This window comes from Streptomyces sp. UC4497 (assembly GCF_054871485.1).
The window spans coordinates 37,880-51,681 of the sequence record NZ_JBTYHB010000009.1 but is presented as its reverse complement, the minus strand read 5'-3'; the positions used below and the strand labels follow the sequence as shown (position 1 = coordinate 51,681).

At 67.8% G+C, this 13,802-nt stretch carries 14 protein-coding genes and 1 tRNA gene; 9 read left to right on the top strand and 6 right to left on the bottom strand.

What is annotated here, in order from left to right; all coding sequences use genetic code 11:
• Positions 1-41: 41 nt before the first annotated feature.
• Positions 42-590 carry a DNA-binding protein gene (locus ACYSUO_RS14790; protein ID WP_426902745.1) on the bottom strand — a complete coding sequence of 183 codons (549 nt, stop codon included), beginning with the start codon at positions 588-590 and terminating at the stop codon, positions 42-44.
• 183 nt (positions 591-773) lie between these two features.
• Here ACYSUO_RS14790 and ACYSUO_RS14785 point away from each other — a divergent pair.
• Positions 774-846 (top strand) — tRNA-Ala (locus ACYSUO_RS14785).
• Between the two features lie 61 nt (positions 847-907).
• On the opposite strand, the gene ACYSUO_RS14780 is transcribed toward ACYSUO_RS14785, so the two are convergent.
• A complete protein-coding gene (locus tag ACYSUO_RS14780) occupies positions 908-1,606 on the bottom strand; it encodes a DUF5324 family protein (protein WP_461776723.1) in 699 nt (232 codons plus the stop codon).
• A 282-nt stretch (positions 1,607-1,888) separates the two neighbouring features.
• Here ACYSUO_RS14780 and ACYSUO_RS14775 point away from each other — a divergent pair, with 282 nt between their 5' ends.
• Positions 1,889-2,416: a peptidylprolyl isomerase gene (locus ACYSUO_RS14775; RefSeq protein WP_426902746.1), complete on the top strand. Its 528-nt coding sequence runs from the start codon at positions 1,889-1,891 to the stop codon at positions 2,414-2,416.
• A 151-nt stretch (positions 2,417-2,567) separates the two neighbouring features.
• A complete protein-coding gene (locus ACYSUO_RS14770; protein ID WP_461776558.1) occupies positions 2,568-3,467 on the top strand; it encodes a rhomboid family intramembrane serine protease in 900 nt (299 codons plus the stop codon).
• Between the two features lie 298 nt (positions 3,468-3,765).
• On the opposite strand, the gene crgA is transcribed toward ACYSUO_RS14770, so the two are convergent.
• Complete coding sequence (gene crgA / locus ACYSUO_RS14765; RefSeq protein ID WP_326022336.1) at positions 3,766-4,023, bottom strand: cell division protein CrgA; 258 nt, start codon at positions 4,021-4,023, stop codon at positions 3,766-3,768.
• Positions 4,024-4,176: 153 nt separating this feature from the next.
• Here crgA and ACYSUO_RS14760 point away from each other — a divergent pair, with 153 nt between their 5' ends.
• The 6 genes from ACYSUO_RS14760 to ACYSUO_RS14735 all read left to right on the top strand — a co-directional run bounded on the left by ACYSUO_RS14760 (position 4,177) and on the right by ACYSUO_RS14735 (position 8,614).
• The gene (locus ACYSUO_RS14760) at positions 4,177-4,944 is read left to right on the top strand and encodes a DUF881 domain-containing protein (protein WP_461776557.1); all 768 of its coding nucleotides are present in this window, start codon (positions 4,177-4,179) and stop codon (positions 4,942-4,944) included.
• A 30-nt stretch (positions 4,945-4,974) separates the two neighbouring features.
• A complete protein-coding gene (locus ACYSUO_RS14755; RefSeq protein WP_461776556.1) occupies positions 4,975-5,670 on the top strand; it encodes a class E sortase in 696 nt (231 codons plus the stop codon).
• 41 nt (positions 5,671-5,711) lie between these two features.
• A complete protein-coding gene (locus tag ACYSUO_RS14750; RefSeq protein WP_327662535.1) occupies positions 5,712-5,873 on the top strand; it encodes a hypothetical protein in 162 nt (53 codons plus the stop codon).
• Positions 5,870-6,544, top strand: a complete 675-nt coding sequence (locus ACYSUO_RS14745; RefSeq protein ID WP_461776555.1) for an aminodeoxychorismate/anthranilate synthase component II — start codon at positions 5,870-5,872, stop codon at positions 6,542-6,544. The genes ACYSUO_RS14750 and ACYSUO_RS14745 overlap by 4 nt, the downstream gene beginning before the upstream one ends.
• Positions 6,541-7,812, top strand: a complete 1,272-nt coding sequence (locus ACYSUO_RS14740; protein ID WP_461776554.1) for a class E sortase — start codon at positions 6,541-6,543, stop codon at positions 7,810-7,812. Before ACYSUO_RS14745 ends, ACYSUO_RS14740 begins: the two co-directional genes overlap by 4 nt.
• A 61-nt stretch (positions 7,813-7,873) precedes the next feature.
• Positions 7,874-8,614, top strand: coding sequence for a class E sortase (locus tag ACYSUO_RS14735; protein WP_461776553.1), 741 nt, complete (start codon positions 7,874-7,876; stop codon positions 8,612-8,614).
• A gap of 101 nt (positions 8,615-8,715) precedes the next feature.
• Here the strand turns inward: ACYSUO_RS14735 and pknB are convergent, their stop codons facing one another.
• The 3 genes from pknB to ACYSUO_RS14720 all read right to left on the bottom strand — a co-directional run bounded on the left by pknB (position 8,716) and on the right by ACYSUO_RS14720 (position 13,800).
• Positions 8,716-10,716 (bottom strand): Stk1 family PASTA domain-containing Ser/Thr kinase, encoded by a 2,001-nt coding sequence (gene pknB / locus ACYSUO_RS14730; RefSeq protein ID WP_461776552.1) that lies wholly within the window; start codon positions 10,714-10,716, stop codon positions 8,716-8,718.
• 199 nt (positions 10,717-10,915) lie between these two features.
• A complete protein-coding gene (locus ACYSUO_RS14725; protein WP_461776551.1) occupies positions 10,916-12,376 on the bottom strand; it encodes a peptidoglycan D,D-transpeptidase FtsI family protein in 1,461 nt (486 codons plus the stop codon).
• Positions 12,373-13,800, bottom strand: a complete 1,428-nt coding sequence (locus ACYSUO_RS14720; protein ID WP_426902755.1) for an FtsW/RodA/SpoVE family cell cycle protein — start codon at positions 13,798-13,800, stop codon at positions 12,373-12,375. Before ACYSUO_RS14720 ends, ACYSUO_RS14725 begins: the two co-directional genes overlap by 4 nt.
• Between the last annotated feature and the right edge of the window lie 2 nt (positions 13,801-13,802).

Below are 13,802 nucleotides of genomic sequence, written 5' to 3'. Positions count from 1 at the left end.
TCCCCTCCCGGAGCCGGACAAGGCGCCGCGCCAGGCCGGGGTCAGCTCTGGTGCGACTGGTAGTGGGCCACGGCGTCGGAGGTGCGCCCCGCGCCGTACACCCGGAGGAACTCTGCCAGTTCGGGGTGGCTGGGGGCGAGCGAGTCCGCCGCCTCGATGATGTCGCTCGCGGCCGAGACGGAGCGCAGCAGCGACTGGATCTCACGCACCACGCGCTTCACCGTCGGCGCGCCCGAACTGTTCGTGGACTGCCCGGTGTTGCTGAGCACCGACCCGCCCTGCGACTTCTTGATCTCGTCCATCCGCTCGGTGGCCTCGGCCGCGCTGACGCTGCCGTCGGCCACCTGTCCCGCGAGCGCCTGCAACAGCTGTACGCGCTGCACCACGGCAGGGTTGCCGATCTTCGCGCGCTGACCGCTCATCAGCTGCGACAGCATGGGAGCGGAAAGCCCGAGCACCCCCGCGAGGCGGGCCTGATTGAGCCCCAGGTCCTCGATCAGCCGACGGAAGAGCGCCCCCAGCGGCTCCCCGTACCAGTTCCGCTGGAGCTCCCTGGCTCTTGCTGTGGCTTCCTGCTGTGCGGCGTCCATTGCGTCTCCCCATCGCTTCCCCAAGTACGGTCCTTCGCTGCCGCGAAGCACGTGGGGCATCTTACGGAGCGTGGTCGCCCGCCGGGAGCCCCAATCTTTTTGCAGGTTTCAGGGGGTGACCCGGTACTCTGGTCTGCGGTGCCGAACCGGAGCATGAACCTTCCGGTTGGACGCATCGTTTTCGGGGCCTTAGCTCAGTTGGTAGAGCGCTGTCTTTGCATGGCAGATGTCAGGGGTTCGACTCCCCTAGGCTCCACAGCAAAAAGCCCCTCCGGCCAGGTTCTCCCTGGTCGGAGGGGCTTTCGCCGTTTCTGGCGTCAGCGCTCGTCCTCGACGGACGTGTCCGCCTCGGCCTGCTTCGCCTCTACTTCCGGGTCGAGGATGTCCCGACCGCTGCCGTCGACGGAGGTCAGCGGAGTGCTGTCGGGGACCTCCGTCGCGGCCGGCGGCTCCACCAGCCAGTCCGGGTTGGCCTGCTTGTCCCACCACTTCCACGCGGCGAACGCGCCGCCCGCGAGGATGCCGAGCACGACGAGACGCTTGGCGATACGGCCGGAGCGGGCGCGGCGCTCGTGCTTGCGCACCAGCTTGCGGATCTCCTTCGGGGAGACCTCGCCGCGCAGTCCTGAGTAGGCCGCGCTGCTGCGGGCGACGGCCTCCTTGCGGACCGGCTCGGACGCGGCGACCGCCTGCTCGATGCGCGGCTTCGAATACGCCGCTGCCTGCCGGGCAGCCTCACGGGTGCGGGCCGCCGCGTCGTGCGCGGCCTGGTCGAGCTTCGGCGGGACATGTGTCCGCGCCTGCTCGAGGCGCGGGGCGAGGTGCGTGTCGTACTGGGCACGCGCCTGGTGCGCGGCCTGCGAAACCTTGGGTCCGAGCGCGACGCGCGCCTCTTGCGCGTACGTCGTGGCCCGGTCCTTGGCCGACTCGGCGTAGGGCGCCACCACTTCCGCGGCATGCAGCACGCTGTCCTTGGCCGAGCCGGTCGCGGCACGCACGCTGTCGATGCGGGTCACGGGATCCTCCTCCTCGGTGGCGTACAGGTTTTTCACCTTTCCACCCTTTCGCGGATCATGCCTGCCGGGAGCGTCAATACGGTGGTAAGGCTTCATACGGCTTGATAAAGGGACTTGGCGACGACAATGCCACGGATCGCGGCGGGGCGCGCCTCTTCGACTGCGAGTAGACCGGTTTTCGGCTGCTGAAACCCCACGCACAACCCTGACAAGTCCGTCCGGGGCCGCCGGGGGTGCGCCGTGCGAGGATCGGGGGGCACAAATGTCAACGGAAGGCAGATCGTGGCCGAGCAGCTGTACGCCACTCTCAGGACCAACCAGGGCGACATCGAGGTCCGGCTGCTGCCGAACCACACTCCCAAGACGGTCAAGAACTTCGTGGAGCTCGCCAAGGGCGAGCGTGAATGGACCAACCCGGAGACCGGGGAGAAGTCCACGGCACCCCTCTACGACGGCACGATCTTCCACCGCGTCATCGGCGGCTTCATGATCCAGGGCGGCGACCCGCTGGGCAACGGCACGGGCGGCCCGGGCTACCAGTTCGAGGACGAGTTCCACCCCGACCTGGCCTTCACCAAGCCGTACCTGCTGGCGATGGCCAACGCGGGGCCCGGTACGAACGGTTCGCAGTTCTTCATCACCGTCTCGCCCACCGCCTGGCTGACCCGCAAGCACACGATCTTCGGTGAGGTCGTCGACGAGGCCAGCCAGAAGATCGTCGACGCGATCGCCGGTACGCAGACCAACCCGCGCACCGACCGGCCGGTCAACGACGTGGTCATCGAGACCGTCTCCGTAGAGACCCGGTAGTCCCGCAGGGAACCAATACGCCCCGCCGTCCGTCGCCTGTTCGTAGGCACGGGGGCGGGGCGGTGCGTTGCGCAGCCGCGTGGCGCCGACGTCACCACATCCGACCACTCGATCCGAGACTCGAGACCTGAGACCCGAGGGGACGACCGCCATGGACCAGGCGCCCGGCAGCCCGCAGGAACCGAAGGACGCCGAGGGCCTGCCCGGCTGCTACCGGCACCCGGACCGCCCGACGGCCATCAGCTGCACCCGCTGCGAGCGGCCCATCTGCCCCGAGTGCATGGTCAGCGCGTCCGTCGGATTCCAGTGCCCGGAGTGTGTGCGCAGCGGCTCGGGGACCGGGCACGCGCCGAGCGCCAACCAGCCGAGGACCATGGCGGGCGGCACGATCACCTCCGATCCGCGCCTGGTCACCAAGGTGCTGCTCGGGATCTGCGTGGCCGCGTTCGTGGTGCAGATGACGGTCGGCGACCGGTTCACCGAGCGGTTCGAGATGCTCGGCCTCGCCTGGGTGCCCGACCTGGGCGGCCTCGAAGGTGTGGCGGAGGGGCAGTGGTACCGGCTGCTCACCGCGATGTTCCTGCACGGCTCCTTTGTCCACATCGCCTTCAACATGCTCAGCCTGTGGTGGATCGGCGGCCCGCTGGAGGCGGCCCTCGGCCGCGCCCGCTACATCGCGCTGTATCTGGTCTCGGGCCTGGCGGGCAGCGCCCTTACCTATCTGCTCGCCGCGCAGAACCAGCCCTCGCTCGGCGCTTCCGGCGCCATCTTCGGTCTGTTCGGCGCGACGGCGGTCCTGATGCGGCGCCTCAACTACGATCTGCGGCCGGTCATCGCGCTGCTCGTGATCAACCTGATCTTCACGTTCAACCCGGCCTTCAACATCGCCTGGCAGGCGCACATCGGTGGCCTCGTCGGCGGTCTGATCGTCGGCTACGCCATGGTTCACGCCCCGCGGGAGCGTCGGACGCTCGTGCAGTACGGGACCTGCGCGCTGGTTCTGGTCGCCGTGCTGGTCACCGTCGTCGTCAGGACCGCGCAGCTCACCTGAGCCCGGTTATCCACGGATGATGACCGGGGTTGTCCACAGCGGGTGGCGGATCTTGTGCATCCTGTGGGGAACAGCTGTGCCCCTCGTCATCAACCCGGGTTTGACCAGGAGGGACAAGGGGCGAACAGGTGGTCGAGCGGAGTTGACCCGGTCACACCGGCGTCAACACTCAGTGGGTTATCCACAGATCATGCGACCTTTTCCACGGCTGTGGAAAATCACCGAAAGTCTGTGGATAACTCAGTGGATAGCTCAGGGCAGAGCTGCTTCCGTGGCTACTTCCACAGCCGCGGCAGAGCTACTTCCACTGCGTGGAGACGCCGAAGCCTCCGGCGATGAAGCCGAAGCCCACGACGATGTTCCAGTTGCCGAGCGCCTTGATCGGCAGCGTGCCGTCGGCCACGTAGAAGACGACGATCCAGACGAGCCCGATGAGGAACAGCGCCAGCATTACTGGTGCCACCCACCCGCGGTTGGTCAGCTTGATATTGGCTGCCTGCTTCGACGCCGACGGCGGCGTGTAGTCGGCCTTCTTGCGGATACGTGACTTCGGCACGAGGGTCTCTCCTGTCGATGCGCTGCGTGGCCGCGCAGAGTACGTGGGCTGGCTCCGGAGCAGCGTACAAGGGGAAGTTGTGGGGATTCCCCGTGCTCCTCCGGGCGTCCGTTAGCGTAGTGCTTCCGTGGCGTCGAAGGAGATAAGGGTACGTTGAGCAATTCCGTCGACTCTGCCAAGAGTTCCGCCCGTGGGCGCCTGCGGCCCGTGCGGTTGCTCACCATTGGCGTTTTCGCGCTCGCCGGCCTCATCTTTTTCACCAGTTTCAATACGGCCAAGGGCACCAATATCCGGACGGACGGGTCCCTGCTGAAGCTTTCGGACCTCATCCAGGAGCGCAGCCGCAAGAACAAGGACCTGGAAGCGGTCAACGGTGGGGTCCGCGGCGACGTCGAGCGTCTCGCCGAGCGGGACAACGGCTCGACCAAGGCCGACGACGAGAAGGTGGACGCCCTGGAGAAGGCGTCCGGGACGAAGAAGCTGAAGGGCGAGGCGATCTCCGTCACACTCGACGACGCCCCGCCGAACGCCGCCCCCAAGCTCCCCGGCTACCCCGACCCCCAGCCCAACGACCTGGTCATCCACCAGCAGGACCTGCAGGCCGTGGTGAACGCCCTGTGGCACGGCGGCGCCAAGGGCATCAAGGTCATGGACCAGCGCCTCATCTCCACGTCCGCCGTCCGCTGCGTCGGCAACACCCTGATCCTCCAGGGCCGGGTCTACTCGCCCCCGTACAAGATCACCGCGGTCGGCGACCCGGAGAAGCTGAAGCAGTCGGTCGCGGCCTCGCCCGAGATCCAGAACTACATGCTCTACGTCAACGCGTACGGGCTCGGCTGGAAAGTCGAGGACGACGGGCCGATGACTCTTCCCGGTTACTCGGGCACAGTGGATCTCCACTACGCGAAGCCCGTGAACTAGCCATGGAGTAGCCGCCGTACTGGGGGGCCTGTGTCGGTACGTGTCGCCATCAGGACATTCAGCGAACTCTGCATCACCGTCGGCGCCTTGATCGTGCTGTTCGTCGCGTACGTGCTGTTCTGGACCGGTGTGAAGGCCGACAGCGCCATGGGTAGCCAGATCGACGACCTCCAGGACCAGTGGGCGAAGCGGCCGGTGGCCAGTGCGGCGCCCGATGGCGGGACCAGTGCGTCGCCGCCGAAGCAGGGCCCGTACAAGGACGGCAAGCCCTTCGGTGTGATGTACATCCCGCGGCTTGGTTTCACGTGGAACAAGCCCGTCCTCCAGAACACGAAGGTCGACACCCTCAAGAAGGGGCTCGGGCACTACGCCGGTACGGCGCAGCTCGGGGAGAAGGGGAACTTCGCGGTCGCGGGACACCGGCGCACGTACGGCGACCCGTTCAAGGACTTCCCCAAGCTCAGGCCCGGTGACCCGGTGGTGCTCACCGACGGGACCACCTGGTTCACGTACGTCATCGACACCAAGCCGTACAAGACGCTGCCCAGCGACGTCGGAGTGATCGATCCGGTGCCGAGCAAGTCCGGCTACCAGGAGCCGGGGCGCTATCTGACGCTGACGACGTGTGAGCCCGAGTGGGGCCACAGTCACCGTCTGATCGTCTGGGCGCATCTCGATGCCACTCAGCCTGTGGAGGCAGGCAAACCGAAAGCGCTACGCCGTTAGTCTGGTGCCGTAATCGCAGAACGGTGGAAGGGGAGCCCGGCATGTACGGCTGGATCTGGCGGCATCTGCCGGGGAACACCTGGGTGAGGGCGGGGATCTCGGTCCTGCTGATCCTGGCGGTCGTGTATGTCCTCTTCCAGTACATCTTCCCCTGGGCCGAGCCGCTGCTGCCCTTCAACGATGTGACGGTGAACGGCCAGTGAGCACCCGAAAGACCCGCATTCTCGTCGTCGACAACTACGACAGCTTCGTCTTCAACCTCGTCCAGTACCTGTACCAGCTGGGTGCCGAGTGCGAGGTGGTGCGCAACGACGAGGTGACGACCTCGTACGTGCTAGGGGGCACCTCCCGCTCGAAGAGTGGGGGAGGGTTCGACGGCGTGCTGCTCAGCCCGGGTCCCGGTGCCCCCGAACAGGCCGGTGTCTGCATCGAGATGGTGCGGCACTGCGCGGCGACCGGTGTGCCCGTCTTCGGTGTCTGCCTCGGCATGCAGTCGATGCAGGTGGCGTACGGCGGCGTCGTGGACCGCGCGCCCGAGCTGCTGCACGGCAAGACCTCGCTCGTCGGCCACGAGGGCAAGGGCGTCTTCGCGGGCCTCCCCGACCCGTTCACGGCCACCCGCTACCACTCGCTGGCCGCGGAGCCCGGCACCGTACCGGAGGAACTGGAGGTCACGGCGCGCACCGAGGACGGCATCATCATGGGCCTGCGCCACCGTGAACTGCCCGTCGAGGGCGTGCAGTTCCACCCCGAGTCGGTGCTCACCGAGCACGGGCACCTGATGCTCGCGAACTGGCTCGTCGAGTGCGGGGACAAGGACGCGGTGGCCAGATCGGCCGGGCTCGCGCCGGTCGTGGGCAGGGCCTCGGCGTGACCGCGTTGCGCCCCGAGCAGGACGGTGAGGCCGGCGGGTTCGAGGACGCCGTGCGTCGCCTCGACGACCCGCTGAACGACCCGTTGCCGGGGCAGCACCCGTCGCCGTGGTTCCGGCCGTCGGGAGCGCAGGAGCAGGAACCGCAGCCGGAGCCCCGGCAGGAGCGGCGGCGGGCCGAGGAGCCGAAGCGCCGCATCGAACCGGAGCCCGAGTGGTACGACCCGCAGGGGTACGCCCAGAACTGGTACGGCGGCACCCGGCAGCAGGCCCCGGAGCCGGCCGCCCCGCCCGTGACCGTGCAACAGACCCCGGAACAGGCCCCTGAGCCCGCCTACACGCCCGTACAGGAAGAACCCGGGCCCGAGCCCGCCGGGCCGGTCCTTGACGACGAGACCGTCGCCCTGCGCACCGCGGACACCCGGCGAATAGTCGAGACGCCGCCGCCCACCGGTGGCCGCGCCGCGCGCAGGAAGGCCGCCAAGCGGGGCGGCGGACGGCACTCGGCGGCGACCGCCACCGAGCAGGAGCCGGAGACGGGGGCGGACGGCAAGCCGCTGTCCCGGGTCGAGGCGCGCGCCGCCGCGCGTGCGGCCAAGCCGGGTGCAGGCGTGATCGCGAGCCGGGCGGTCGGCGAAGTCTTCATCAGCATCGGGGTGTTGATGCTGCTGTTCGTCACCTACCAGCTGTGGTGGTCGAACATAAGGGCAAACAACATCGCCGGCAGCGCCCGGCACAGCCTCGAGGACGACTGGGCCAACGGCAAGCGCAAGCCCGGCGCGTTCGAGCCGGGGCAGGGCTTCGCGATTCTCTACATTCCGAAGCTGGACGTCGTCGTGCCGATCGCCGAGGGCATCAGCAAGCCGCAGGTCCTCGACAAGGGCATGGTCGGGCACTACGACAAGGACAGCATTCCGACCGCGATGCCGGACGCGAAGAAGGGGAACTTCGCGGTCGCGGGACACCGCAACACCCATGGTGAGCCGTTCCGCTTCATCAACCGTCTCGAACCGGGCGACCCGATCGTGGTCGAGACGCAGGACAAGTACTACGTGTACAAAATGGCGAGCATCCTGCCGCAGACGATGCCGTCGAACACGGCCGTGCTCAACCCGATCCCGGCGGGCTCCGGATTCACCAAGCCGGGGCGCTACATCACTCTGACGACGTGCACTCCGGAATTCACCAGTACGTATCGAATGATCGTCTGGGGCAAGATGGTCGAGGAGCGTCCGCGCAGCAAGGGCAAGCCGGACGCGCTCGTCGAATAACCGGGGACCACCGGGCACCAGGCATCGGGCAGTACGGCGCACAGAGACGGGGCATGACGCAGTGGCAGCGACGACCGACCATGGGGAAGAAGCCGCACCGAAGGGCCCCTCGCGTTCGCCCTCACCCCGGCGCGGCCGGATCGCGACCGCCGTCAGCGTCTTCGGTGAACTGCTCATCACCGCGGGCGTGATCCTCGGTCTCTTCGTCGCCTATTCACTGTGGTGGACGAACGTCGTCGCCGATCGTGCGGCGGGCAAGCAGGGCGACAAGGTCCGCGACCAGTGGAAGGGCAACAGCGGCCCCGGCGCCCTGGACACCAAGAACGGCATCGGCTTCCTGCACGTGCCCGCGATGAGCAAGGGCGACGTGCTGGTCGAGAAGGGCACCGACGCCAAGATCCTCAACGACGGTGTCGCCGGCTACTACACGGACCCCGTGAAGGCGGCGCTGCCGACGAACGGGAAGAACGGCAACTTCTCGCTGGCCGCGCACCGGGACGGGCACGGCGCCAAGTTCCACAACATCGACAAGATCGAGAAGGGCGACCCGATCGTCTTCGAGACGAAGGACGACTGGTACGTCTACAAGGTCTACAACATCCTCCCGGAGACCTCGAAGTACAACGTGGACGTCCTGGACCGGGTGCCCGAGGAGTCGGGGAAGAAGAAGGCCGGGAAGTACATCACGCTGACGACCTGCACGCCGGTCTACACGTCCACGTACCGGTACGTGGTGTGGGGCGAGCTGGAGCGGGTCGAAAAGGTGGACGGCGACCGGACGCCCCCGAAGGAACTGCGCTGACCGACCGCGTCGGCCCACTGCGCTGACCAGCTGCACCGACCAACGCACTGCGCCCGCTGTACGGACTCCGTACAGCGGGCGCAGTGCGTTGTGGCGGGGCGTCAGCCTCCGAGGTTGCCCCCGAAGATGCCGCCGCCGTTGTCGTTACCGCCGTTGCCGTTTCCGCCGCCGCCGACCGTGGTCAGGGTGACCGTGGTGTTGGCGGGGTCGGACGCGGTGTTGGCCGCCGGGTCCTGGGTGATGACCCGGGCCTCGTCGCTCTGGTCGGCGCCGTCGGCGAACTGGACGTTCTTGAAGCCGGCGTCGTTCAGGATCTTCTTGGCGTCCTTGACCGTCTGGCCGACCACGTTCGGCGCCGGGGTCTGGGCGCCTTCCTTGGCGACCTTCAGCGTGACCGTGGAGCCGGGCTCGGCCTGGCTGTCCGCGGGCAGGCTCTGGGCGAACACCTTGCCGGGCTCGGCCGCGGTGCTCTCCTCCTCGGTGCAGCTCGCCTCCAGCTTGCTGTCCTTGAGCTGCTGGGTGGCCTCGTCGCAGGAGAGGTTGCCGCCGGCCACGTTCGGGACGGTGACGAGCGCCTTCTTCTTCGCGACGGTCAGGGTGATCTCGGTGCCCTTTTCGACCTTGCCGCTGGACGGGTCCTGCTTGGTCACCGTGCCGGGCGTCCGCTCGGACTCCTCGGTCGTCCTGGTGACGTTCTCGAAGCCCTTGTTCTTCAGCTCGGAGACGGCCTCGTCGTACGAGAGGCCCGTGACGTCCGGGATGGAGACCTTGGGAGCGCCCGTGGAGACCGACACCGTGACCGTGTCGTTCTTCTCGACCTGGGTGCCGGACTCCGGGGTCTGCGAGCAGATCTGACCCTTGGGGTAGTCCTCGCAGGGGCCCGACTTGCTGGAGTCCAGCTTGAGGTCGCGGTTCTCGGCCATCTTCTCGGCCTCGTCGACCGTCTTGCCGACGAAGTTCGGGGCCTTGAACGACTCGTTGCCGACGCTTCCGCTGCCGAAGATCTCCCTGCCGATCAGGATGGCGCCGACGAGCACCAGGATGCCCGCGAGGACCAGGAAGATCGTGGAGGTGCGGTTCTTGCCCTGCCTTCGCCGGTCGGACCGCTCGTCGTAGCCGAAGCCGCCGTCGTCCGGGTTGGTCGGCGGCAGCATCGACGTCTGGCCCGCACCGTTCTGCGGGCGCAGCATCGCGGTCTGCTGGTCGTCGGGGTGGCCGCCGCCGTAGCCGACCGCGCCCATGGCGGCGGTGGCGGCGACGGGCTGGCCGTCGAGGCAGGCCTCGATGTCGGCGCGCATCTCGTCGGCCGACTGGTAGCGGTAGTCGGGGTCCTTGGTCAGCGCCTTGAGGACGATGGCGTCCATCTCGGGCGTGATCTCGGAGTCGAAGACCGACGGGGCCTGGGCCTCCTCGCGGACGTGCTGGTACGCGACGGCGACCGGGGAGTCGCCGACGAACGGCGGCCGCACGGTCAGCAGCTCGTACAGCAGGCAGCCCGTCGAGTACAGGTCGGAGCGCGCGTCGACCTGCTCGCCCTTGGCCTGCTCCGGCGACAGGTACTGCGCGGTGCCGATGACGGCGGCGGTCTGCGTCATCGTCATCCCGGCGTCGCCCATCGCGCGGGCGATGCCGAAGTCCATGACCTTCACCTGACCGTTGCGGGTCAGCATGACGTTGGCCGGCTTGATGTCGCGGTGCACGATGCCCGCGCGGTGCGAGTACTCGAGAGCCTGGAGGATGCCGACGGTCATCTCCATGGCGCGCTCGGGCAGCAGCTTGCGGCCGGAGTGCAGCAGCTCTCTGAGCGTGGATCCGTCGACGTACTCCATCACGATGTACGGGATGGAGATCTGGTCGACGTAGTCCTCGCCCGTGTCGTACACCGCCACGATCGCGGGATGGTTGAGCGAGGCGGCCGACTGGGCCTCCCGGCGGAACCGGGCCTGGAACGACGGGTCGCGCGCGAGGTCCACCCGCAGCGTCTTCACCGCCACGGTGCGGCCGAGCCGGGTGTCATGGGCGAGGTAGACCTCCGCCATGCCACCACGGCCGAGCACCTGGCCCAGCTCGTACCGGCCGCCGAGGCGACGCGGCTCTTCCATTACCTACCAGCCCTCTCCGTCGGTCCCGACCGTCCCGTGCGGGGTCGGGCGGTGTGCTGTCCGGGCATACCGTACCCGGCTTGCTCAGCGTGACCTGGCCACCACCATGACCCGTGACAGGACCGGTATCGCCACGTGCGTCTATGTGAACAACGAGTGACCGGGCTCACAAGGCGCGGTGAAGCCGAGTTCCGCCGCGTCACTTCTTGCTGTCCACGACCGCCTTCATCACGTCCCGCGCGATGGGCGCGGCCAGGCCGCCACCGGAGATGTCGTCACGGTTGGCGCTGCCGTCCTCGACCACCACGGCCACGGCGACCGGCGAACCGGAGCTGGTCTTGGCGTAGGAGACGAACCAGGCGTAAGGCTTCTCACTGTTGTCGACGCCGTGCTGGGCGGTACCGGTCTTGCCGCCGACGGTGACGCCGGGGATCTTGGCGTTGGCGCCGGTGCCGTCGTTGACGACCGTCTCCATCATCGACTGGAGATTCTGCGCGTTCTCCTCGGAGAGCGGCTGGCTCATTTCCTTCGGGTCCGTCTTCTCGATGGTGTCGAGGTTCGGGGCCTTCAGCTCGTCGACCATGTACGGCTCCATGAGCTTGCCGTCGTTGGCGATCGCGGAGGCGACCATGGCCATCTGGAGCGGCGTCGTGGCGGTGTTGAACTGGCCGATCGAGGAGAGCGCGGTCTCCGACTTGTTCATGTCGTCGGAGAACACGGACGCGTTCGAACGGACCGGGACGTACTGCTGCTTGTTGAAGCCGAACTTCTCGGCCTCCTCGAGCATCGCGTCGTTGCCGAGGTCCGAGCCGATCTTGCCGAAGACGGTGTTGCAGGAGACCTTCAGGGCGTTCCGCAGCGTCGCGTTCTCACACGGGATGTTGCCCTCGTTCTTCAACGGGGTCGTGGTTCCCGGCATGATCCACGGCAGCGGGGTGTCGGTCTTCTGGTCCGGGGCGTACTTGCCGCTCTCCAGCGCGGCCGCGGCCGTCACCAGCTTGAACGTCGACCCCGGCGGGTACGTCTCGCGCAGCGCGCGGTTCAGGAGCGGCTTGTCCTTGTCCTTGTCGAGCCGCGTGAACGTCTGGCTGTCGTCGGTGGAGTTCCCCGCGAAGGACGAGGGGTCGTACGACGGGGTGGACGCGAGCGCGAGGATCTTGCCGGTGGACGGCTCGATGGCGGCGACGGCACCCTTGCCGCGGTTCTTCAGGCCGTCGTAGGCGGCCTTCTGCGCGTCGGCGTTGAGGGTGGTGACGACGTTGCCACCCTCCTTCTGCTTGCCCGTGATCATGTCGAGGGTGTTGCGGAAGAAGAGGCGGTCGTCGTTGCCGCTGAGGATGCCGTCCTCGAGGTTCTCGATCTGGCTGGCGCCGACGACCTGCGAGGCGTAACCGGTGACGGGCGACCACATGGGCCCGTCCTTCCAGGTGCGCTTGTACTTCAGGTCGGTGCCGGTGGTCGCCTTGGAGCCGGTGACCGACTTTCCGTCGACGATGATGTCGCCGCGCGGCGTCGAGTACCGCTCGATGGCGACGCGACGGTTCTCCTTGTCGGAGGCCAGCGAGTCGGCCTTCACGTACTGGAGCCAGTTGTCCCGGATCAGGAGGCCCAGGATCAGGAGGCCGCAGAAGATCGCGATGCGGCGCAGGGGCTTGTTCACGGTCGGACCACCTGGGTCATCTCGGCGTCGGGACTTGGCGTGGGGCTCGGAGCGGGCCGCCGCGCGGTGTCGCTGATGCGGATCAGGATGCCGATGAGCGCCCAGTTGGCGATGACGGAGGAACCGCCGTACGCGAGGAAGGGCATCGTCATACCGGTCAGCGGGATGAGGCCCATGACGCCGCCCGCGACGACGAAGACCTGCAGCGCGAAGGCGCCGGACAGGCCGACGGCGAGCAGCTTGCCGAAGGGGTCGCGGGCCGCGAGGGCGGTGCGCACGCCGCGCTCCACGATCAGTGCGTAGATCAGCAGCAGTGCCATCAGGCCCGCGAGGCCCAGCTCCTCGCCGAAGGTGGCGAGGATGAAGTCGGAGTTCGCGGCGAAGCGGATCAGCTCGGAGTGACCCTGGCCCCAGCCGGTGCCGAGGGTGCCGCCGCTGCCGAAGGCCCACAGCGCCTGCATCGCCTGCTCGGAGTGGCCCGCCACGCCCTGCCGGCTGAGCATGTACTCCTTCATCGGGTCGAGCCAGGCGTCGACGCGCTGCTGGATGTGCGGCTCGAACGTGGCCACGCCGACGGCGCCGACCGCGGACATCATCAGACCGAAGACGATCCAGCTGGTCCGCTCGGTGGCGACGTACAGCATGATGACGAACATTCCGAAGAACAGCAGCGACGTACCGAGGTCGGTCTCGAAGACCAGGATGAGGATCGAGATTCCCCAGACGACGAGGATCGGTCCCAGGTCGCGGCCGCGCGGCAGGTACAGGCCCATGAAGCGGCGCGAGGCGAGCGCCAGGGCGTCCCGCTTCACCATCAGATAGCCGGCGAAGAAGATCGCGAGAACGATCTTCGCGAACTCACCGGGCTGGATGGAGAAACCGCCGATGTTGATCCAGATCCGCGCGCCGAAGATGTTCTGGCCGAGGCCCGGAACCAGCGGCAGCAGCAGCAGGACGACGGCGCCGAGCATGGAGATGTAGGTGTAGCGCTGCAGGGCGCGGTGGTCCTTGAGGAAGATCAGGACCACGATGAACAGCGCGATGCCCATGGCCGTGTACATCAGCTGCTTGGGCGCGGCGCTGCCCGCCTGGTCGATCGACTGGAGCAGCTTCGACTGGTCGAGCCGCCAGATGACCACCAGGCCGAGCCCGTTGAGCAGCGTGGCCAGCGGCAGCATCAGCGGGTCCGCGTACGCCGCGAACTTCCGTACGACGATGTGGGCGACGCCCGCGAGCAGGCCGAGGCCCAGTCCGTAGCCGAGCAGGCCCGTGGGGACCTCGCCGTCGAGGGCGAGGCCGACATTGGCGTACGCGAACACCGGGATGATCACGGCGAACACCAGGAGCGCGAGCTCGGTGTTGCGCCGGCTGGGTGCTCCGATCGCTCCAATGGTCGACGTATGGGTCGTGGAGTTACTACTCATGG